At 47.2% G+C, this 20147-nt stretch carries 22 protein-coding genes; 9 read left to right on the forward strand and 13 right to left on the reverse strand.

Annotation, left to right across the window (positions count from 1 at the left end):
• Positions 1-10 precede the first annotated feature (10 nt).
• Positions 11-1228: a pyridoxal phosphate-dependent aminotransferase gene (locus tag ACYVEA_RS18185; protein ID WP_461114852.1), complete on the forward strand. Its 1218-nt coding sequence runs from the start codon at positions 11-13 to the stop codon at positions 1226-1228.
• Between the two features lie 697 nt (positions 1229-1925).
• On the opposite strand, the gene ACYVEA_RS18190 is transcribed toward ACYVEA_RS18185, so the two are convergent.
• The 5 genes from ACYVEA_RS18190 to ACYVEA_RS18210 form a co-directional block, all read right to left on the reverse strand.
• On the reverse strand, positions 1926-2672 hold the full coding sequence (locus ACYVEA_RS18190; RefSeq protein ID WP_461114853.1) for an RluA family pseudouridine synthase: 747 nt from the start codon (positions 2670-2672) through the stop codon (positions 1926-1928).
• A gap of 63 nt (positions 2673-2735) precedes the next feature.
• Complete coding sequence (gene panB / locus ACYVEA_RS18195) at positions 2736-3554, reverse strand: 3-methyl-2-oxobutanoate hydroxymethyltransferase (RefSeq protein WP_461114854.1); 819 nt, start codon at positions 3552-3554, stop codon at positions 2736-2738.
• 127 nt (positions 3555-3681) lie between these two features.
• On the reverse strand, positions 3682-5133 hold the full coding sequence (locus ACYVEA_RS18200; protein ID WP_461114855.1) for a murein hydrolase activator EnvC family protein: 1452 nt from the start codon (positions 5131-5133) through the stop codon (positions 3682-3684).
• 26 nt (positions 5134-5159) lie between these two features.
• Positions 5160-5960, reverse strand: a complete 801-nt coding sequence (locus ACYVEA_RS18205; RefSeq protein WP_461114856.1) for a DUF4292 domain-containing protein — start codon at positions 5958-5960, stop codon at positions 5160-5162.
• Between the two features lie 180 nt (positions 5961-6140).
• Complete coding sequence (locus ACYVEA_RS18210) at positions 6141-7922, reverse strand: tetratricopeptide repeat protein (RefSeq protein WP_461114857.1); 1782 nt, start codon at positions 7920-7922, stop codon at positions 6141-6143.
• Between the two features lie 290 nt (positions 7923-8212).
• Here ACYVEA_RS18210 and ACYVEA_RS18215 point away from each other — a divergent pair, with 290 nt between their 5' ends.
• A complete protein-coding gene (locus ACYVEA_RS18215; protein WP_093827260.1) occupies positions 8213-8626 on the forward strand; it encodes an Ohr family peroxiredoxin in 414 nt (137 codons plus the stop codon).
• Positions 8627-8700: 74 nt separating this feature from the next.
• On the opposite strand, the gene ACYVEA_RS18220 is transcribed toward ACYVEA_RS18215, so the two are convergent.
• Positions 8701-9000 (reverse strand): Dabb family protein, encoded by a 300-nt coding sequence (locus ACYVEA_RS18220; RefSeq protein WP_461114858.1) that lies wholly within the window; start codon positions 8998-9000, stop codon positions 8701-8703.
• Between the two features lie 161 nt (positions 9001-9161).
• On the opposite strand from ACYVEA_RS18220, the gene ACYVEA_RS18225 reads away from it, so the two are divergent.
• On the forward strand, positions 9162-10889 hold the full coding sequence (locus ACYVEA_RS18225; protein WP_461114859.1) for a S41 family peptidase: 1728 nt from the start codon (positions 9162-9164) through the stop codon (positions 10887-10889).
• A gap of 97 nt (positions 10890-10986) precedes the next feature.
• Here the strand turns inward: ACYVEA_RS18225 and ACYVEA_RS18230 are convergent, their stop codons facing one another.
• Positions 10987-11433: a hypothetical protein gene (locus ACYVEA_RS18230; RefSeq protein ID WP_461114860.1), complete on the reverse strand. Its 447-nt coding sequence runs from the start codon at positions 11431-11433 to the stop codon at positions 10987-10989.
• A gap of 194 nt (positions 11434-11627) precedes the next feature.
• Here ACYVEA_RS18230 and accD point away from each other — a divergent pair, with 194 nt between their 5' ends.
• The 4 genes from accD to ACYVEA_RS18250 are packed head-to-tail and all read left to right on the forward strand — an operon-like array spanning position 11628 to position 13899.
• On the forward strand, positions 11628-12470 hold the full coding sequence (gene accD / locus ACYVEA_RS18235) for an acetyl-CoA carboxylase, carboxyltransferase subunit beta (RefSeq protein WP_461114861.1): 843 nt from the start codon (positions 11628-11630) through the stop codon (positions 12468-12470).
• A gap of 5 nt (positions 12471-12475) precedes the next feature.
• Positions 12476-12697: a type II toxin-antitoxin system HicB family antitoxin gene (locus ACYVEA_RS18240; RefSeq protein WP_461114862.1), complete on the forward strand. Its 222-nt coding sequence runs from the start codon at positions 12476-12478 to the stop codon at positions 12695-12697.
• Positions 12698-12714: 17 nt separating this feature from the next.
• Positions 12715-12918: a type II toxin-antitoxin system HicA family toxin gene (locus ACYVEA_RS18245; RefSeq protein WP_461114863.1), complete on the forward strand. Its 204-nt coding sequence runs from the start codon at positions 12715-12717 to the stop codon at positions 12916-12918.
• 3 nt (positions 12919-12921) lie between these two features.
• The gene (locus ACYVEA_RS18250; protein WP_461114864.1) at positions 12922-13899 is read left to right on the forward strand and encodes a radical SAM protein; all 978 of its coding nucleotides are present in this window, start codon (positions 12922-12924) and stop codon (positions 13897-13899) included.
• A gap of 1 nt (position 13900) precedes the next feature.
• Here the strand turns inward: ACYVEA_RS18250 and ACYVEA_RS18255 are convergent, their stop codons facing one another.
• A complete protein-coding gene (locus tag ACYVEA_RS18255; RefSeq protein ID WP_461114865.1) occupies positions 13901-15022 on the reverse strand; it encodes a T9SS type A sorting domain-containing protein in 1122 nt (373 codons plus the stop codon).
• 111 nt (positions 15023-15133) lie between these two features.
• On the opposite strand from ACYVEA_RS18255, the gene ACYVEA_RS18260 reads away from it, so the two are divergent.
• The gene (locus tag ACYVEA_RS18260) at positions 15134-15955 is read left to right on the forward strand and encodes an enoyl-CoA hydratase-related protein (RefSeq protein ID WP_461114866.1); all 822 of its coding nucleotides are present in this window, start codon (positions 15134-15136) and stop codon (positions 15953-15955) included.
• Between the two features lie 9 nt (positions 15956-15964).
• On the opposite strand, the gene ACYVEA_RS18265 is transcribed toward ACYVEA_RS18260, so the two are convergent.
• The 5 genes from ACYVEA_RS18265 to ACYVEA_RS18285 form a co-directional block, all read right to left on the reverse strand.
• Positions 15965-16426 carry a nuclear transport factor 2 family protein gene (locus tag ACYVEA_RS18265; RefSeq protein ID WP_461114867.1) on the reverse strand — a complete coding sequence of 154 codons (462 nt, stop codon included), beginning with the start codon at positions 16424-16426 and terminating at the stop codon, positions 15965-15967.
• A 67-nt stretch (positions 16427-16493) separates the two neighbouring features.
• Positions 16494-17834: a xylose isomerase gene (gene xylA / locus ACYVEA_RS18270; protein WP_461114868.1), complete on the reverse strand. Its 1341-nt coding sequence runs from the start codon at positions 17832-17834 to the stop codon at positions 16494-16496.
• A 77-nt stretch (positions 17835-17911) separates the two neighbouring features.
• Entirely contained in the window at positions 17912-18379 is a 468-nt protein-coding gene (locus tag ACYVEA_RS18275; RefSeq protein ID WP_461114869.1) for a hypothetical protein, read from the reverse strand.
• 33 nt (positions 18380-18412) lie between these two features.
• Positions 18413-19165, reverse strand: a complete 753-nt coding sequence (locus ACYVEA_RS18280) for a hypothetical protein (protein ID WP_461114870.1) — start codon at positions 19163-19165, stop codon at positions 18413-18415.
• A 120-nt stretch (positions 19166-19285) separates the two neighbouring features.
• A complete protein-coding gene (locus tag ACYVEA_RS18285) occupies positions 19286-19663 on the reverse strand; it encodes a MerR family transcriptional regulator (RefSeq protein WP_461114871.1) in 378 nt (125 codons plus the stop codon).
• Between the two features lie 128 nt (positions 19664-19791).
• Between ACYVEA_RS18285 and ACYVEA_RS18290 the strand changes: the two genes are divergently transcribed.
• Positions 19792-20142, forward strand: coding sequence for a hypothetical protein (locus ACYVEA_RS18290; protein WP_461114872.1), 351 nt, complete (start codon positions 19792-19794; stop codon positions 20140-20142).
• Positions 20143-20147 lie beyond the last annotated feature (5 nt).

The following is a 20147-nucleotide window of genomic DNA, read 5'->3' on the forward strand; positions in this document are numbered from 1 at the left end:
ATTACCAATTATGTCTGCCACGCTTGACACCGTGAGTTTGTTAGCCGACCGCATTAACGCGCTGGAAGAATCGTCCACGCTGGCGATGACCAAGAAGGCCCGTGAATTGGCCGCGCAGGGCCACAAAGTAATTAGCCTGAGCGTTGGGGAACCGGATTTTAAAACACCTGCACACATCTGCGAAGCCGCCAAAAAAGCCATTGATGATGGTTTTCATGGCTATTCGCCCGTTGCTGGTTATCCCGACCTCCGCAAAGCCATTGCTGATAAGTTTAAGCGCGACAATAATATTGATTGGAAACCCGAAAATATCGTCGTGTCAACGGGCGCTAAGCACTCGCTGGCCAATGTTATTCAGGTGCTGATCAACCCCGGCGACGAAGTAATTATTTTCTCGCCCTATTGGGTTAGCTATTCTGAAATGGTGAAGCTGGCGGAAGGGAAGGCCGTAGTCGTTGACGGTAGCTTTGAAAATAATTTCAAAGTGACGCCCGAACAATTCGAAGCGGCTATTACGGATCGGACCAAGATCGTCATGTATGCATCGCCCAATAATCCAACTGGCTCAATTTATTCCGAAGCTGAACTTCGGGCTATTGCCGACGTAGTGGCTCGCCATGAAAACGTTTTTGTGCTGGCCGACGAAATCTACGAGTATATAAATTTTACGCCCGAAGGCCACTTTAGCATGGGCTCAATTCCCGAAATCGCCGAGCGCGTTATTACGGTGAATGGTGTTGCCAAAGGCTATGCCATGACGGGCTGGCGTATTGGCTATATCGGTGCAGCTAAATGGATTGCTGAGGGCGTTGAGAAACTACAGGGACAAGTGACGTCTGGTACAAACTCGATTGCCCAGAAAGCTACGGTTGCTGCGCTGAATGGTCCAATGGAGCCATCCATGGAAATGGCCAAAGCGTATCATCGTCGGCGCGATTTAGTTGTAAAATTGCTAAAAGAGGTACCGCACTTCCGCACGAACATACCAGAGGGTGCGTTCTATGCCTTCCCTGATATTAGCTATTACTATGGCAAATCGGATGGTACGACAACAATCGTAAATTCGGATGACTTCGCCGGATGGTTGCTTACTACCGCTTACGTAGCAACGGTTGCCGGCTCGGGTTTTGGTGCGCCGGATTGCCTGCGTATTTCGACGGCTGCTTCGGATGAATCACTTATCGAGGCTGTACAGCGTATTAAAGATGCCGTGGCAACACTAAAATAGCGGGGACATATAAAGGGTGCAAGGCGTAGAAGATATAAGTCTCTGATCCGAGATTTATATCTTCTACGCCTTTTTTCATTAAGACGGAGAGTCGCGCAAATGTTGTGAAAAATTGATTGAAAAAAATTGACAAAAATAATTGAAGATATGGCCAAGAATGCTATATTTTCAGGACAGCTACATTGAATAAAGCAAGTAATTGGGCTAGATTAGTAACAACAGGTTTTGTTTTGATTAAAAAAGTTAGCTAAATTTTTAACAAACTTTTTTAGGATTGACTTGTTTTTGTATTTAGTCAAGGTTAATTTTGAATATGAATAGAATGTCGTTCTGAGTTAGTGTTGAAAAGTTTCTTAAATTAGATAGCCGTAAACTTAACCGTGAAAATTCTGTTAAACCTATGAGAAATTTCCGCATATACATGATTTTCCAATGGGCGTTTTTTCTTCCCATTATTTTACCCTTATGTATAATCTTCGGTGCCTTGCGCGGGATTGTTCAGATGGTTGAGCGTGTGATGGAACAAATAATTTCGGATGTAATGCCTTCGGAACAAACAACGACATTTACCGAGCGCTGACGTACAGATTGGTATAAATATAGTAAGGGCCGCATTTTCTGGGGAACAGAATGTGCGGCCCTTATCTTTCCGGTGGCTTCTCAACAAGGTAGAGAAGTAAGCAGAACAACTGCTTGATTACTCGAAAATGAAATCCATGTTTTTGTCTTTATAATTCTCGTCATCCAAATCGAGGAATTCTTCCCAGAAGGGATCGTTAGGCAAACCTGCTTTGCAGATAATGGGTCGATCCGGCGCGCCAGCTTGTTTTACCGGATGGATGAAATACAGTCGCCGAGCGTGCAGGTAAATTTTCTTATCGGCTACCGCCCGGTCGTAACCATACTTGACATCACCCCGGATGGGACAACCCATGTGCGCTAATTGCGCCCGAATCTGATGAGGCCGACCCGTTATCGGATTCACTTCCAGCAAATAATGCTCGTTAATTCTGCCTAACACTCGATACGATAATTCTGCTCTCTGAGAACCAGGAACCTCATAATCATAAACGGTGACCTGGTTTTTCTGCTCATCCTTGATGAGCCAGTTCACTAATTTGTCCGCATCCTGGGGTGGTTTTTGCCGAACAACAGCCCAGTAGGTTTTCTGGACCTGTCGTTTGCGGAAAATTTCGTTCATCCGCTCCAGTGCTTTCGACGTACGGGCAAATACGACCAGACCACTTACCGGCCGGTCGAGCCTGTGGACTAATCCTAGAAATACTTCGCCCGGTTTATTATATTTTTCCTTGACATAGTCTTTTAGTACATCCAGCAACGTAGTATCGCCCGTACGGTCGCCTTGCACCAGAATACCTGGTTCTTTGTTGACAATCAGCAAGTGGTTGTCTTCATAAACGACCTGATATGGTTTCTTTTTCATAAATAATGTGGGTGGAAACGCGTAGTGAAATAAAAAAGCGGGTTTCCACCTGCCTTAGATAACTCAATACGCTTCTTTCTCGTTCGGGAAATCGTTGGTTTTCACATCGTCTACATAGTGCGCTATAGCCTCTGTCATAACCTTGTGTAATTCCGCATACCGACGCAGGAAGCGGGGTTTGAATTCGTTGTTGATACCGAGCAGATCATGAAAAACCAGGATTTGCCCGTCGGCGTCAGGACCGGCTCCAATACCAATCGTTGGAATCGTGAGGCTCTCCGAAACTTTTTTAGTGAGTGCGGCTGGAATTTTTTCAAGCACTACGCCAAAACAACCAATGTCTTCCAGCAAATGGGCGTCGTCCATCAATTTCTGGGCTTCTGCGTCCTCTTTAGCCCGCACCGCATACGTACCGAACTTATAAATAGACTGGGGAGTTAGGCCGAGATGGCCCATTACGGGTACGCCTGCGCTTAAAATGCGAACGATAGAATCTTTAATTTCCAGCCCACCTTCCATTTTTACGGCGTGTGCCCCCGATTCTTTCATGATCCGAATGGCTGACCGCAATGCCTCCGATGAATTACCCTGATAGGAGCCAAAGGGTAAATCGACAACCACTAACGCACGCCTAACACCCCGAACCACCGAGCTCGCGTGGTAGATCATCTGGTCGAGCGTAATGGGCAGCGTTGTTTCATGCCCTGCCATTACGTTGGAGGCTGAATCGCCGACCAGAATTAGTTCGACACCAGCGGCATCGACCACCCGGGCCATTGAATAATCGTAGGCCGTCAGCGCAGAAATTTTCTCGCCTTTGTTTTTTAGCTCCTGAATGGTATGCGTCGTAACGCGCTTGATATCGGGATTATGAACAGACATTTTTTCAGTTATCAGTAAACAATTACCAGTGGTCACTGGTCAGTTTGCCAGGCAATTGACCAGCGCAAAGGTACAGTTTTTCGATAGTAGCCAACGGTTTACTGACAACGGCTCACTGAAAACTGTACTACCGGGGGGCTAGCCAGGATTCCGGATTCAGTTTGGTAAATTCTTTCCAGATTTGAAACTGCATTTCAGAGACGCCCGTTTTATCGGTTGCTACGGTACCAATGGCCTCGCGGGCTTTCACGCGCTGGCCAGCGCGTACGGCTACAGTACGTAGTTTAGCATATACGGTGAAATAAGTGCCATGCTGAATGGCCACTACGCTGTTCATACCCGGTATATTCGTTACATCCTGTACGATACCATCATAAACGGCACGAACGCTTTCGCCTGCATTTGTTTGAATGTCAATACCTTGATTATCAACATAAATGCCTCTCAGTACAGCATGGGGCCTACGACCGAAATGGTCAGAAATAAAGCCTTTTGTGACGGGCCAGGGCAAATGAGCGCGTGATGCTGTAAACGATGAAGCCAGGGCCGTTTCCTCATCGTTGAGGTTATTATTACGTCGCTCGTCCAGTTTTTTAGGCGCAGCCTCGACTTCCGGTTCTTCCGGTTTTTCAACCTTGGCTACGTCGGCCGGGGCGGGTTTCTCACCAACTTTTTCAGCAGCCGCGATTGCCTCTTCAGCCCGTTTACGTTCAGCGGCTTTGCGTTCTGCTTCACGTCGGGCAACCCGTTCCCGTTCAGCCGCTCGTTCTTTGGCTTCCCGTTCGGCCCGCTCAGCGCGTTCGGCTCGTTCTTTGGCTTCACGCGCAACAATGCGCGTGATCATGGCTTCCAGTTGAGCAATCGATCGGCGGCTTTCGGCCAACTCAGCTGCGAGTTCGGTTTCTTTCTGGCTTAGTTTTCTTACGACCTGATTTTTTTCTTCTTTTAAAGTTGCCAGATTTTTACTCTCATTTATTTTCGCTCCTATTGTTGATTTTTGGTCCTGACGTTTACGCTGAGTGGCTTGCTGCTTATCCTGCAACATCGTTTTCACATTGTTCATTTGCCGCACCTGACTTTGGCGGGCATCGGAATATTGACGTAAATACCGGTAGCGGGCAACCAGCTGGTTGAAGTTATCAGCGGCAAACAAAAAGCCTAACGGGTTAACCTGCTGGCGTCGTTTGTCGGCCGCATAAATCATTGATCCATATTCAGCCCTAAGTTTATTTAAATCTCGGGTGAGCGCCGTGCTGGTTTGCTTTAGTTCCGCGATTTCAGTTTCGGTAAGCTGGAGGTCCTTGTTAAGCAGATTGATTTGCTTGGATTGGGTCTGGATCTGTTGATCAAGGGCCTTCAATTGCCCTAAACCCGCTTGCTTTTCTGAAGCGGTTTGCTTCAGAATAGTACGTATCTGGCTCATTTTCTCCAGATTTCGTCTCTTTTCTATCTCCAAAGCCTGCCGATTGCGTTGTGTTACCTGCGCTTGAGCCGATTGTATGGGCCTGATCATGACAAGCCACACCAGCGAGATGACTAACCAATAAACGAACGAGGAAAACGAAAATTTGGGGTACATAAGCTCTTGAAAACCAACTAATTTACTTACGGCCGACGCTTGTAATTAGCCGGGATATTGAACGGAAAGCCTGGAGATTTTTCAACCATTTCAACCTTACTGTGCTTGATACGTAGCAGCGTCTGATAAAACTGTCCATCAGTCTTCGACTTGTAGTCAAGCGTTACCAGACTAGTGTATGGAAACAGAAAATTACTAAGCGAGGTAAAATCCTCATAATCCAGTCGTAAGGTATTTTTGGTTGGCTGCTCGGTTACCATCAGCTTTTTCAGTTTCCGGTCCTGCTGCCCAATGTAATTCTCGACCAGTACTTTGCCCTCGCTCTGACGTAGTAGTAGGTAATCGCGCTCATTTTTAACCTTTTGCGCGGGCTGTTTGGGAAGTGGCAAATTGCCTACAATCAGGGCTTGTAACAACTCAAAATTCATGTCGAAATTGAATTGCTTGCTCAAGGTTGGGAAATCGTAGACGGAGTATTCCCGGTGAATTTTATCGATGATAACGATTGAATCTTTTGTAATTAGTCCACGAACGGCCTCAATACCTAATTTCGAAATCGACATCCAGATAAGGCTGTCTTTGCGGACCCGAATGTTGACATTGGCATTATCAATATCCTGGTCACGGCTTTTAAACGATATTTTTGACTTGGCAGTCAGGTACCTGAAATCAATTTCAGCAACGTTGCTGCGGGCTTCTTCAATGCCGGGCCTGGTTGAGTGTGTCGGTGTTGTAGTTGAATCGATCTTACCGGTCGCTGGTAACGTGGCCAGCGTGGAATCGGGAAGAGAGGGTAAGGTTGGAGCCGGTCCTGCAGAGTGCGACATGTGATGACGCCGACAACCTTCTGAACATAGCAATACGCTCAATAATAGTGTAACTAGGTGGTATTTAATCATTTGAATTGTTTTCGGCTTTCAGCGTAAGTTTCGACTTTGGCTGTCAGGATAAGTAAGCATTCCTGTCAGCCAAAGTCCGGAACTGTCATCTACAGACTAAAACCGTTTTTATAACTTTCCAGTGGCTATTTTTTTATCTAAATCAGTGCTGGCGCCCCCTTTTATTTTTGCCTGCTTCCACTGTTCCATCGCTTTGTCGGGTTGGCCAAGTTGGTACAGAACGTCGCCATAATGTTCTATAATAGTACCGCTAAGGTTGGCTGTATCGGCGAGTGCTTTTTCCAGATACTGTTTTGCTTTGGCATAATCTTTCGAAACATAGAGCACCCAGGCATAGGTGTCCAGATACGTAGCATTGGTTGGATTTCGTTCGACGAGTTTCTGGCCCAGTTGTATCGCACGCGGCAGGTTTTCTTTACGTAGCGATAGGAAATAACTGTAATTGTTGAGAACGTGGTCGTTCAGGGGATCAACTTTCAGAACGGCTTCATAAGCTTCATCTGATTTAGCGTGATCGCCAAGACCATTGTAGGCGTCACCTAACTGGGCGTCAATGCCTTTTTTTAACTCGGTATTTGTACTGGAGATTAACAGCTTTTTGCTTTCCTCCAATGCATCAACGGCTTGCTGATATTTGCGCTTGAACAAATTGGCTGATCCATTGGAATACCAGAACAGACCTTGTGTTGGAAAGACCTCAAGCGCTTTTTCAGAATGTACCAGCAAACTATCGACCTGATTTAATTCGCCATCCAGTTGAAGCAAGGCTCCCCATACCTCGTAGATCGACGCATCTAACTGAGCCGCTTTGGCATAGGCATCCCGGGCTTCTTTCTTTTTGCCTTGCTGCATGAGCAAATCGGCGAGCATGACCTGCGTTTTTGGATCGTTCGGTGAGCTTTTAGCCAGATTCTGAGCCATACCCAATGCATCCTGTTGTGCACCCGGATTTTTACCTGTCACGTCTACGTAACTCGACAAAATCCGTGCTTTGAGTCCGGCTTCAAGATTCGGGTTTGCCAGTACCTGATTCAGTTCTTTCGTAACGCGGGCCATGTCGCCTTTCTTGCGGTAGATATCGGCCAGCAGAACATGGGCTTGCGGTAGATCAGCGCTTAGTTTAAGTGCCCGGTCGATCCACGTAATGGCTTGGTCGGCCCGGTCGTTGGCGATAAGCAGTTCGGCTCCTTCCAGTAAATAATCGGGATCTGTTGGCTCAGATGCCACTAATTTCTCAGCTTCTTCAACAGCCTTGTCAATTTTATTCTGCTTTAGATAAATGCGCTGTTTCTGCCGGGTAATTTCCTCATTCAAACCCAGTTCCCGCTCCACTTTATTATACGCTTCGAGCGCTTTGTCGGGCTTTTCATTGAACAAATAAATAGCGGCTAGCTCAACACCATATTCAGCATTCTCCGGACCTTTTTTGACAAGCCCTTCATAGAGCTGCTCCGCTTCGCTATAGCGCTTTTGTTTAACGTAGAGTTCGGCCAGTAGCAGCGTGTAAAACTTATTTTGGCTATCTAACGAATGCGCTTTAGTGGCATATGGAATAGCCTCGGCCGTTTTGCCCGTTTTTAGCAGTGCATTGGCGGTTGAATATTGAGCAGCGGCATTGTTAGGGTCTTTTTGCAGGACCTTGGTAAACTGAGCGATGGCCTTTGTGGGCTCATCGGTCATCAGATAACGCATGCCTTCTGTAAACTGCGTTTCTTCTTCCATACGAACGGTACTGGTCGAAGCCGCCTTAGCTAAAGTCGTATCTGCACCTGTTTTTGCGCGCCGACGTTGGGCTGATGCTGGCGTAACACTAAACCAAAGAACCAGCCCGAGGCTACCTATCCACCCAATAAGGCGCCGGTTGAGATAAAATTTACATAACGTATCCATGCTGGTCAGCGTATAGAAGAACTTATTTACCAAAACGTGGTCTGCCTCGTTCTATTGCGGCTTTGGGCCAAGTAACCCCCTTAGACAAAGGTAGTTCAAAATGGCGGAATGTAAGTAATAGGGCATAAGGCATGGCGCATGGAGTAAAAAAAACGATATGGCTCAAGTAGGCTAAACAGGCACAATGCCTATAAGGACGGAAGGAGAGGGGTATAACTTTTCAATTAACCAGGAGTTTATCCATAGCACAGCAGTAAGGCTGAATGCTCAAAAACTCAAAATCAGTACGCATGGAAACCCTGTATACAGCCACCGTCAGTAATGTCGGCGGGCGCGAAGGCGATGTTAAATCGCTCGATGGTATCCTAGAATTGGATATCAAAAGACCCGTTGAGATGCATGGCGAAGGCGGAGCTGCCAACCCCGAAATGCTGTTTGCCGCAGCCTATAGCTCATGCTATAATGGCGCACTAATGGCCGTTGCCGAACGACGGAAGGTAATTCTTCCGCAACATGCCGTAGAGGTCAGCATCTCGCTCAATAAAGATGGCAACAATATGTTTTTATCAGGGAAGATTACGGTCAAAGCGCCAGGTATGGATCACGACCAGCTACAGCAACTAGCGGAAACGGCTCACAGCGTTTGTCCGTATTCTAAAGCTGTGAAGGGAAATATGGATATGAAAATTGAGGTGATGGTATAAAGAGCAAAGGGCATGGGGCTCGGGGCATAGGTAAACGATTTCTTGACCCTATGCCCCGAGCCCCGTGCCCTTTGCTAACTTACCGCATCATAGATTTTTACACGCTCCCAAAGATGGGCGCATGTATCGACGAACGCCAGATGGCCCGGATGGATCTGATAAGCGTCGTGGGCCGCTTTGTCGGCGAAAACCAGCGTCAGGGAAAAGTCATACGAATGATCAATGACGGGTCGGCGGGTTTCGGCTGGCGTACCAACATAAGCTACTGAAATGTCGGTGATGCTTTTTAGTGATTCAAGACCAGCGCGAAGGGCTTGGTGGTCGTCCTGACTTTCGGGATGTTTAAGCCAGAAAAAAACGGTATGAACGAACATAATATGGGTTGTTAGTGCCTTTGGCAGGCGAGGGCTCGTAAAAATACCAATCTTTCACACTTTTCTATTTTTTTAACGCTCATTAAACTTTCTGGGAAAACATTTCGCTATCTTCATAACGTTATGGGAGTATAGACGGACACAAGTTAAGAGACGAACGAATGGAGGTGGAAAATAACACTACGAATAACCCTGACCGTCAACCTAGTGACGGCCAACCAAATAAAATTCAGAACAATAAAGCCATCGTTCGACTGCCCATGCTGCTAGGAATTACCTTGGCAGGTGGCATGCTTATTGGCGCTACGTTCTTTGGTGGTACCAAGAGCCTAAATACTATCGGGCGCAGCTACACCAAGTATAGAGAGATTTTGCAACTGATTGAAAATAACTACGTTGATTCGGTTAATACCGACGATCTGGTGGATTATTCGATCACGAAGATGCTTGAAAAACTCGATCCGCACACAGCTTATATGAATCCGCAGGATGCCGTGGCGGCCCGGTCGCAGCTCGAAGGTGGTTTTGATGGAATTGGGGTCGAGTTTAACATTTACAAAGACACTATTTACGTAGTAACACCCTTGGCGGGTGGCCCGTCGGAAGCGGCCGGGATCCAGAGTGGCGACAAGATTATTAAAGTAGACGACGTATCGCTGGCCGGTAAGAAAATCGAAAATAGTGCCGTTTTTAAAGCACTACGTGGCAAACGTGGTACTGAGGTAAAACTCACTATCCTGCGCAAAGGCGATAAGCAGCCGAAAGACTTTGCGATTACGCGTGACCGGATTCCGACCTACTCGGTCGATGCGGCTTACATGATTGACGCCAAAACAGGATACATCAAGATCAACCGTTTTTCAGAAACGACTTACGACGAATTTAAAACGGCGCTATCATCGCTCAAGGCCAAAGGCATGACGCAACTGATGATGGATTTGCGTAATAATCCCGGTGGCTACATGGATCGGGCAACGAACATTGCCGACGAATTCATTTCGGGAAATAAACTGCTGGTTTATACCGACGGGAAAGATAATCGCTACGACCGGAAAACATACGCTCACATTGACGGACAATTTGAAGAAGGGCCTTTGGTTGTGCTGGTCGATGAGGGCAGTGCATCGGCCTCAGAAATCGTGTCGGGCGCGCTGCAGGACCACGACCGTGCGCTGATTGCGGGCCGTCGGTCGTTCGGCAAAGGATTGGTTCAAATGCCCGTTCAACTCACCGACGGTTCAGAATTGCGGTTGACGATCTCCCGTTATTACACGCCCAGTGGCCGGAGCATCCAGAAAAAATACGTACCGGGTCAGGAAGGTGACTATGAAAAAGACCTCGAAATTCGCTCAAAACGAGGTGAATACTATATTGCCGATTCTATTAAAAACGACCCCAAACTGAAATTTAAAACCGATGGTGGCCGTGTCGTGTATGGAGGAGGTGGCATTACGCCAGACTATTTTATCCCGCGTGATTCCACCTGGCAGACGGCTTACCTGGTTCAACTTTATGGCAAGAACATCATTCGCGAATTTGCGATGGAGTACACGAACGAGAACCTCAAGAAATTTGAGAAAATGCCGTTCGATGAATTCAATCGCACGGTTACGATAAGTGATGAACAGATGAACCGACTTGTGAAAGATGCTACATCTGAAGGAATCAAGTTCAATGAGAGGGAATATAATCGCTCGAAAAACTACATCCGTAACCAGATAAAGGCATTGGTGGCCCGGACTGTCTACCAGAAAAGCAACAAAGCTGGCCAAAACAACGAGTTCTTCCGGGTCATCAGCCAGACCGACGATACGTATCAAAAAGCGTTGACACTTTTCGATCGCGCTAATAAACTGGAACACGGCACGATGACGTATAACCAGAAATAAAAATAAAGGGAAGAGCGGGAGGAAGGGGACGAAAGGGAAAAGGGGGCATGCTCCCTCTATTCCTTTCGTCCCCTTCCTCCCGCTCTTCCCTTTATTTTTATTTCTTACTGAACTGATAGACAAACCCAAGAAACGACTGCAGGTTGCCCGTCTTAAAATCTTTTCGGGAGTAAGGCGCAATTTCGAACGCAACCCGCAGATTTGGCATGAACAGCAGCGGTTTTATTCGAACGCCTACGTGCAATGAGTAGCCTTCCAGTATATCCCGATCATCAATCCCGTTCAGGGCGTTAAAGCGGACGCCCAGACCGGTGTAATAATTGACCTGATTCCGGCGTGCTACGTTTACCATCGGACAGATCGTCGTGCTGAGCGACCCGAATAACGTATTGGTTTGCAGGCGGGCATCGAGCCAGAACGGACGGTCGGCGTTGGTACTGACCGTAACAAGATTGTTGCTGTTGAATGGGTAATAGGCTACGGAAGCCTGACCGAAGGCGGACAAGGTAATGCCCAAAAGCAAAGCAGTTAAGACGTGTTTCATAGTCGCAAATCAACAACTTTATCGAGCATAAAAAAACCGGCTGGCCTGTAAAACGACTGTCCGGTTTTTAGTGAACGTAGTGACAGGATGGATTTGTTACTTGGGGAGCAACCCCACAAGCAGATGACGTGTGCTCGTTGGTCTTGTTTTCTTTGTACCTTTACAACTACTTTCCTGATAATTATTTACTGAAAATGTCTTGGTTCGTCCGAAAAGATAAGGGGATTCAGACCCCAACCGAAATGAAGCGGGAAGCTCCTGATGGGTTGTGGTATCAATGTCCGAACTGCAAAAAAGTAATGAATACACGCGAGCACAAGCTTAATGCGTACACCTGTGTTCATTGCAATTACCACGAAAAAATCGGCTCTGAGGCCTACTTCTCCATCCTTTTTGATGAGAATGAGTTTACGGAACTCGACGCCAATATGAAGTCGGGTGACCCGCTGGGTTTCGTTGATACCAAACCTTACCCCGACCGGGTAAAGGCAACCATTGCAAAAACGGGCTTGAATGATGCCGTTCGGACGGCTTACGGCCCAATGAATGGATTGACCGTTACGATGGCAGTAATGGATTTTAATTTCATTGGAGGTTCAATGGGCTCCGTGGTAGGAGAGAAGATTGCCCGCGCCATCGACCACGCTATCCAAAACAAGACCCCATTTCTGATGATTTCCAAATCGGGCGGAGCGCGTATGATGGAAGCTGGTTTTTCGCTCATGCAAATGGCCAAAACATCGGCTAAACTGGCGCTGCTCGACAAAGCTAAACTGCCATACGTTTCGCTGTTGACCGACCCGACAACGGGTGGTGTTACGGCTTCCTACGCGATGCTTGGCGATTTTAATATTGCCGAGCCCGAAGCTTTGATTGGTTTTGCCGGACCGCGCGTTATTCGGGAAACCATTGGTAAAGACCTGCCCAAAGGTTTCCAGAGCGCTGAATTTGTGCTCGATCACGGTTTCCTGGATTTCATTGTAGACCGGAAAGACCTGAAAGATAAAGTGGTGACTCTGTTTAGAATGTTGTTATAACAGTTATGAGAAACTACCAATTTACGGTTATTGTACAGCAGGACGAAGAAGGCAATTATCTGGCTATTTGCCCTGCTTTGCAAGGTTGTTATGCTGAGGGAGAAACCCCTGAAGAGGCTTTGAATTACCTTCGGGAAGTTATTCAGCTTCATGTTGAAGATCGGCAGGCGCGTCATGAGCCGATTTATGAAGAGGTTTTTTCGGAGCGATTAAGTATTGCTGCATAAGTCATAAACACCCAAAGGTGAATGCTAAGCAGTTAATTAAAGTTCTGGAACAGAAAGGATTTTCTTTTTCTCGACAAAGTGGTAGTCACGCGATCTATATCAACGACGAAGGCTTGCGAACAACTATACCCATTCACGGTAAAAAAGAGTTAGGTATTGGTTTGTTAAAGCAAATCATGAAAGACACTGGCCTATCCATTGAAGATTTCGAAAATGTCTAGCTGATGCGCCTTGTCTCCCATCCGGTTCTGTGCAATTACTACGTTACGTATCGCTGCAATGCGAGCTGTAGCTTTTGCGACATCTGGGAGCGCCCATCGCCTTATGTTACGCTCGAAAATGCTCGACAGAATCTACGGGATCTCAAAAAGTTAGGCGTTCGGGTTGTCGATTTCACGGGCGGAGAACCACTTCTGCACCGCCAACTGCCTGAACTTCTGCGGGAAGCCAAACAACTCGGGCTGATTACGACCGTTACGACCAATGCCCTGCTTTACCCCAAACAAGCCGAATCGCTTAGAGGGTTGGTGGACATGCTTCATTTTTCACTGGATTCGCCAGTAGCCGAAGAACATGACAAGTCTCGGGGGGTACGGTGCTTCGACAAGGTGATGGAGTCCATCGCCATCGCCCGCCAACTGGGCGAACGTCCAGATATCCTGTTTACGGTATTTGAACACAACGTTCACCAGATCAGGCAGATGTATGAAGAGATTTGCCTGCCAAATGACCTGGTGCTGATCCTGAATCCCGTATTTGAATACAACACGGTTGACACGGGTGATCGCCTTTCTGAAGACGCTCTTTTGCAGATGTCCTGGTGGGGAAAACAGAAAAACGTGTACCTCAACGATGCCTTTATTCAGCTTCGGCGTGATGGCGGGAATCATATCGAAGACCCCATTTGCCGGGCGGCCAGCACAACTATTGTCATCTCTCCCGAAAATAAACTCGTTTTGCCCTGCTATCATCTAGGACTCAAAGACTTTGCCGTCGATGATAATCTGTACGAACTCTATCGCTCCAGCGAAGTCCAGAAGTTAGTGGCCTTGGAAGGGCGGTTACCCGCCTGCGAAGGCTGCGCGATCAACTGCTACATGCAACCGTCGTTCGCCGTTGATGTCAATAAGTATTTCTGGCGGGCTCTACCCAGTACAATCAAATACAACTGGATGAAAGGCACCTGGAAACAGTTGCTGTAACTCACTGTTTCACAATCTTCTGCACCAACGAGCGCTCACCAACGTTGGCACGTAGCAGATACACGCCGGGTGCTAGACCATCCATATCAATAACGTGCTCATGTTGCCGGGAAAGCTTTTTGATCACTAGTTCGTATCGTTTTCGCCCGCTTATGTCGATCAATTGCAGGGTGGCTGTTGTTGGATTACTCGTTTGAATAACCACCTGCAAGCGATCGTTTACGGGATTGGGAAAGGCCGTAAAGGCGACGTCGGCATCCGCATACGTAGTGATGCCAGTAACTATGCCAATAGCCCCTTCTATAGCCGGTTCATAAGGTGGAACCGGAGCAGGCGTACCGGGCCGATCTTCGACAAATAAGGGAACTTCCTGCAATGTCTGACTGATCAGGACGCCATTACGATATTCGTCAACAGTCAGCGCAACGCTATAAAAGCCTTCTCTGGTAGGAACATCCCAAACTAAATCGCCCGTGCGGTTATTAAGTTTAAATGTGCCCTGCTGGGTTACATCATTCGGGAATTTATAGGTGGTTATAGCCCGCCGGACGCATAAATCACTATATGTACTAGTGAGCGGTTTGGTTAAACCATAGACCAGGCTATCACCTTCAGCATCGGTGGCTTTCAGTGGAAGAACTGCTTTCTGATTTAGATTAATATGGAAACCCGCTTCTGGAAAACCGGGTGTTGGTGTTTGATTTTGTAAGGTGGTATTTGTAAAAATGGTCGTGCCAAGTGTGAAAAGCTGGTTGGTTGCATCGGTAATATTCTGAGTTAAAGATCGGCCGGGAAGGGACGTAGTTAACACATACGTACCGGGGCCGTAGTACGTATGTGTTGTCTGGTACATATTCAGGCTAACCGTTTTGCTCAAGACTAATACCTGACTTTGCCGATTGGCAATACCTATAGTACCATCGCCGAAACAGACCGATAGAGACGTGGTTTGACTAGAGGCTACTTGTCCACGAACTTCATCCAGATAAAGAGCCACCGTTACCAGATACGTTTGTGCCGAACCCGCAACAGGCTTTGCCTGCATGTACCCGCCCAATAAATGCGAAGCCCGAGCTGCCTGAATAGTCAGTAGTATCTGGCACAGGAGTAGAAACGTTTTCATGGATGAGTAAGGGAAAGGAAAGCTGGATTTATACAGCTAACTTAAAAGGGATACATTGTCATATAGTTTTCGCTCAAGATTTTTTTTACGGTATTTCTACCCGTTTCTGTTATGTTTTACGCACCCGAACAAGCCGCCCATTTACCTACTGAAGGGTTTTGCTACTTACTTATATCGCTTGATGATCATGTCTTGACGGTTACCTTAAACCGTCCCGAAAAAAAGAACGCGCTCCATCCTGCGATGCTAAACGAACTGGCGTTTGCAATGGCGTATGCGCAGTATACGGCTGATGTTTGGATGGTGGTGCTGGCCGCTTCGGGCGATACGTTCTGTGCGGGTATGGATTTGAAAAGTTTGTCGCTGGGCGATAACGCAGTTGCCTCAATTCCCAAGCCATCCGGACCTGTTCTTCTGGGCGAACTAATGGCTGGTTTACACAAGCCGTGTATCACTCGGGTGCAGGGACCTGTCTATGCGGGAGGATTTTTGTTGGTAGGCGGGAGTACATACGTGATAGCGACAGAATCCGCTACGTTTACGTTGCCGGAAGTAAAACGCGGCCTGTTTCCGTTTCAAGTGCTGGCTATCCTGCTCGACATCATGCCTGCCCGAACGGCGCTCGACCTTTGTCTTCGTGCCAAAACACTCACGGCTTCGGATGCGCTGGGCATTGGTTTAGTGACGAACGTGGTGCCGACAACTGAATTGGACGTTGCGGTTACGCAACTGATCAATGAGTTAAAGCAATTCTCGCCCACGGCCATCCAGGCAGGATTACGGGTTTACCAACAACTAAAAAACCTGCCATCCAATGAACAGCAGGCCTTTTTATACGAACAATTTGTGCGGCTTCAACAAACGCCTGACGCGAAAGAGGGTATGGCTGCTTTTCTGGAGAAACGAAAGCCGAACTGGACCGGGCAGGGGTAACGACACGATTTACGGCTTCGGCAAGTCCGGGCAGTTGTCTTTCCGGCGGGTGTCAATAATCGTTTGAATCTTCCAGTTGCCACTCATCTTTACGAGCGTAAAAGCATTGACACCGCAGTGACTTTTCTGGTCCTGACGATAAAAAACATACGGTGTCCAGGCGGTTGCCAATTCTCCATCAATTTTTACTTCCATGCTCGCCAGGCGTTCATCCAGCGTTCCGGCTTTTGCTTTACCGATAGAACTAATAAACTTCCCGATTCCATCATCATTTACCGCTATCTCTCCTTGTTTGTTAACCACTGTCTGGAGACGGGCTGTTGGTGTAAATAGCGGTTTCAGTATAGTAGAATCAGCTTTCTGCATGCCTTCAAAAAGCTTATTTACGGTAGCTTTCACGGCGGCTTCGTCGCTACTGGATGGCTGGGCGAAAGCCGGAAGACAGGCCAGAATCAGTAAAAGAATTTTCATACTACACGGTTGATGGTACGTTGTGAAAAAGGCCTTACAGGTTCTGATGCCTGTAAGGCCTTCTCACCTAAATATACTGATTAACAATCATTTCATACAATTCCTGCTTGCCGCTTAGTTGCTTGGGCTCGCCATTCGTCATGGCGTACTGTCGCAGGTCTTCGAGCGTTAGTTCGCCTTTTTCGAATCGGGCACCCTCGCCCGAATCGTAACTGGCGTAGCGTTCGGCCCGCAGTTTTTTGTATTGCGATTTGTCGAGGATAGCTTCGGCGGCAATGGCGGCCCGGGCGAACGTATCCATACCACCAATGTGCGCGATAAAAATGTCTTCCAGGTCGGTTGAATTACGGCGTGTTTTAGCGTCGAAGTTAACCCCGCCTGACTTAATCCCTCCCGCTTCCAGAATCACCAGCATGGCTTCTGTCAGTTCATACACATCCACCGGAAACTGGTCGGTATCCCAACCGTTCTGGTAGTCGCCCCGATTGGCGTCAAGGCTACCAAGCATGTTGTTGTCGGCCGCGATCTGTAATTCATGGGCGAATGTGTGATTCGCTAACGTAGCATGGTTGGTTTCGATATTCAGTTCAAAATCGTCCTGTAAGCCGAAACGATTCAGGAAGCCAACAACCGTAGCTGCGTCGAAATCGTACTGGTGCTTGGTTGGCTCCATAGGTTTTGGCTCGATGTAGAACGCCCCTTTGAAACCTTGCTTGCGCGCATAATCACGGCTGATTTGCAGGAACTTACCCAAATGCTCCTGTTCGCGCTTCATGTTTGTATTTAGCAGCGACATATAGCCCTCACGACCTCCCCAGAAGGTATAACCGCGCCCGCCCAATTCGATGGTGGCATCAATGGCGTTTTTAACCTGCCAGCCACCGTGCGCCAATACGTGAAAATCAGGGTTGGTTGACGCCCCATTCATGTAGCGCTCGTGTGAAAACAGATTTGCCGTCCCCCACAATAATTTTACTCCGCTAGCCGCTTGTTTCTGCTTGGCGTAGTCGACAATGGCCCGGAAGTTTTTCTCGAACTCGGCGTTGGAATTCCCTTCGGGTGCTACGTCCACATCGTGGAAGCAGTAATACTCCATGCCGATTTTTGTGATGAATTCGAAGGCTGCGTCCATTTTGTCATGAGCCGCTGCCAACCGGTCGGAATTGGCATCCCAGGGAAAATGCTTGACGCCGGGTCCGAAGGGGTCTGCCCCCGTTCCGCAGAACGTATGCCAGTAGGCCGTAGCAAACCGGAACAAATCCTTCATGGGTTTGCCCAGGATAAGCCGGTTAGCATCGTAAAATTTAAACGCCAATGGGTTATCAGATTCGCGGCCTTCGTACGAAATAGGCTTTTCAATGGTTGGAAAGTACGTTTTGTCGCCGAGTGTTAGTTTAACGTCAGACATGAAGTAAGGAATTAAGGTATTGCTAGATTGAAAAAGAAACCCAAAGGTAGTTTTTCCCTATTTACCCGGCAATGTCTTTAGCTAGCTTCTCGGGTTGTCTTTGTTTTTCCCTGCTCAGTCAGCGCCCGACTGCTCTGGCGGGTCATTTTTTTGATGAAGTCGACCCGTCGGAAACGTAGGGCGCTCCAGTCTTCGTCAATAGCGACCATTCTGACCGGTTCAAAGCCAAGCTCGCCCAAAACAGTCCAGCCATTATCGCGGTTGAAATCGCATCTGTGCTTCTTCGAGCTTCCTTTTGGATAGGCAATCCATACGATTCCATCACCGGTTAGTTTATTGGCCAGGATGGGGCTAAGCGCGTCAACTTCCTGCTGAGTTTTCAGGAAGGCAATGGCAAATGCACCTTCCTGAATTTCTGCAACGTCGGTTACGATCGTAGCCAATGGACGCATCTCATCCATGACAGCCAAGAACTCGACTGGCGCATTGATGACCGCGATTTCGGGTTGGGATTTATAATTGAGTTTAGCGAAAATGGCGTTCATTCGTATGGTTTTAAAAGGGCGCTTGCCTGGTAACTATTGTACGGGTAGCACTACGTAAAAACTATCCGCCTTTTTGAAGGGAACAGGAACTGAATACTGATACTCACCCGTGGTTTGTTGAGTTAATAGCTGGTTTCGGGGTAGCACTTTCACGTCGGATGCCCAAAACTTTGTATCAATAGTAAACTCAGTCTTGAAATCTTTATCCGTCGAAAGGGTCAGGTAATTTCGAAACGTCAAAGGTGACTGATCCGCTGAATATTCGTATACATTAATATCAACCGGCTTTTTTCGATCAATCCACTGAGCCTTTTCATGCTCGATTTTGGCCGTTCCTGTGAGCCGTAAATTTCCATCAGGCAGGACCACAAATTGCTGCTTTTCGAGCTTGGTCTGGGGAGGAATAAAACCCACCTGATTTTCTTTTGAGATGGCCCCATTCAAATTCCCAACGGAATAGCGACTGTAACGATTACTATAGGAGGAACCTATCAGGTTAACGTCCGCTACGTCCTGCCAGTAATCGACTTTGTCCTGTCCAATAATAAACGAAGATCGTTTCCAGTCAACGTAGAGCGGTTGTTTGAGTTTATTCACCAGGGTAAGACGCATTTGCCCACGTTCACTGGCGAAGTTATAGCGAACGGTCAACGTATCGTTGTCCAGTACCAGCCCTTCATCAGCAACCGGTTTGACATTGTTGCCACGTAGTGTAACGAGTTGGGCATTAGGCGAGCAGGCTACCAGCGTGATTATACTTATGATAAGTAGCGCGAAGGTTTTCATGTCGTTTTTTGAGTAAATTTAAACTAAGGTTGATATAGTTGTATTAGTGAAAGATAAATTCTATGAATAGGATTTTTGTTATACAAAAGAGATACAAATTCTCGGTCCTTGTGGGTTATTCTACTGGTAAGGTTTCCTGAAGAATGGCTGTGATTTTGCAATGATCGGGGCAGTTGACAACGGCTTCCTAACACGTAGTAACTGGCTGATTTGCTCATCAATAGTCTGTACTTTCTCCAAAATCTGTGCCTTTCCGGAAACGCAATCCAACCCGCCAAGCTTGTAAGATTCAATGAGCTGCTTTATTTCAGTCAGTGTATAGCCAATATTTTTTAGCTTCCTGATGGCGCGTAACCGGGACAAAATCGCGGTGGTGTACTCCTTGTAGTTATTTTCGCGTCTGGCCTTTTTTAGCAAACGTAGTAAGCCGATTTTTTCGTAATACCGGATTGTGTCACGGGAAAATCCTGATTCCTGAGCAACGAGGCCGATGAGCATATTTTTATCCGCTAAACGCTTGACAATGAAGTATACTCCACTGTTTAAATTTAGCTAAAAAACATGAAACGACTCGTTTTTACGGTGGCTTGCCTGTTGATAAATCTGCACGGAATGGCACAAAGATTATGAAATCTGAAGCTCAGTTAACGGAAAAAATAGAGTTGGCATGTAAGCTTACCGATAAGGATCAGGTCAGGCGGATGAACGAATTGCATCAGACACTTTTCAGGAAAGTGGACAAAGCCGTTGAACATCCTACGAGCTATGAACTGGTATTTCGGAAAGCCGATAATGGCCTGAAAATCCAGTTGGCCGAGTTTATCAACTTTGAACGACTGTGTTGTCCCTGGTTATTGCTTCAACTTACGTTCCAGCCAGACGATGGGCCAATCTCTCTAAAAATGGGTAATTCAACAGAAACCAAAGAGATGGTAAAGCTGGTCATGGAACTGGATAAACTCGAAAAGATTCGTTGATGAGT

The organism is Spirosoma jeollabukense, from assembly GCF_054777855.1.

What these genes read in the sequence shown, in the direction of transcription:
- ACYVEA_RS18185 (WP_461114852.1), top strand. Translation starts at nt 11, where the DNA reads ATGTCTGCCACGCTTGACACCGTGAGTTTGTTAGCCGACCGCATTAAC.
- ACYVEA_RS18190 (WP_461114853.1), bottom strand. Translation starts at nt 2,672, where the DNA reads ATGAAAAAGAAACCATATCAGGTCGTTTATGAAGACAACCACTTGCTG.
- panB (WP_461114854.1), bottom strand. Translation starts at nt 3,554, where the DNA reads ATGTCTGTTCATAATCCCGATATCAAGCGCGTTACGACGCATACCATT.
- ACYVEA_RS18200 (WP_461114855.1), bottom strand. Translation starts at nt 5,133, where the DNA reads ATGTACCCCAAATTTTCGTTTTCCTCGTTCGTTTATTGGTTAGTCATC.
- ACYVEA_RS18205 (WP_461114856.1), bottom strand. Translation starts at nt 5,960, where the DNA reads ATGTCGCACTCTGCAGGACCGGCTCCAACCTTACCCTCTCTTCCCGAT.
- ACYVEA_RS18210 (WP_461114857.1), bottom strand. Translation starts at nt 7,922, where the DNA reads ATGGATACGTTATGTAAATTTTATCTCAACCGGCGCCTTATTGGGTGG.
- ACYVEA_RS18215 (WP_093827260.1), top strand. Translation starts at nt 8,213, where the DNA reads ATGGAAACCCTGTATACAGCCACCGTCAGTAATGTCGGCGGGCGCGAA.
- ACYVEA_RS18220 (WP_461114858.1), bottom strand. Translation starts at nt 9,000, where the DNA reads ATGTTCGTTCATACCGTTTTTTTCTGGCTTAAACATCCCGAAAGTCAG.
- ACYVEA_RS18225 (WP_461114859.1), top strand. Translation starts at nt 9,162, where the DNA reads ATGGAGGTGGAAAATAACACTACGAATAACCCTGACCGTCAACCTAGT.
- ACYVEA_RS18230 (WP_461114860.1), bottom strand. Translation starts at nt 11,433, where the DNA reads ATGAAACACGTCTTAACTGCTTTGCTTTTGGGCATTACCTTGTCCGCC.
- accD (WP_461114861.1), top strand. Translation starts at nt 11,628, where the DNA reads ATGTCTTGGTTCGTCCGAAAAGATAAGGGGATTCAGACCCCAACCGAA.
- ACYVEA_RS18240 (WP_461114862.1), top strand. Translation starts at nt 12,476, where the DNA reads ATGAGAAACTACCAATTTACGGTTATTGTACAGCAGGACGAAGAAGGC.
- ACYVEA_RS18250 (WP_461114864.1), top strand. Translation starts at nt 12,922, where the DNA reads ATGCGCCTTGTCTCCCATCCGGTTCTGTGCAATTACTACGTTACGTAT.
- ACYVEA_RS18255 (WP_461114865.1), bottom strand. Translation starts at nt 15,022, where the DNA reads ATGAAAACGTTTCTACTCCTGTGCCAGATACTACTGACTATTCAGGCA.
- ACYVEA_RS18260 (WP_461114866.1), top strand. Translation starts at nt 15,134, where the DNA reads ATGTTTTACGCACCCGAACAAGCCGCCCATTTACCTACTGAAGGGTTT.
- ACYVEA_RS18265 (WP_461114867.1), bottom strand. Translation starts at nt 16,426, where the DNA reads ATGAAAATTCTTTTACTGATTCTGGCCTGTCTTCCGGCTTTCGCCCAG.
- xylA (WP_461114868.1), bottom strand. Translation starts at nt 17,834, where the DNA reads ATGTCTGACGTTAAACTAACACTCGGCGACAAAACGTACTTTCCAACC.
- ACYVEA_RS18275 (WP_461114869.1), bottom strand. Translation starts at nt 18,379, where the DNA reads ATGAACGCCATTTTCGCTAAACTCAATTATAAATCCCAACCCGAAATC.
- ACYVEA_RS18280 (WP_461114870.1), bottom strand. Translation starts at nt 19,165, where the DNA reads ATGAAAACCTTCGCGCTACTTATCATAAGTATAATCACGCTGGTAGCC.
- ACYVEA_RS18285 (WP_461114871.1), bottom strand. Translation starts at nt 19,663, where the DNA reads ATGCTCATCGGCCTCGTTGCTCAGGAATCAGGATTTTCCCGTGACACA.
- ACYVEA_RS18290 (WP_461114872.1), top strand. Translation starts at nt 19,792, where the DNA reads ATGAAATCTGAAGCTCAGTTAACGGAAAAAATAGAGTTGGCATGTAAG.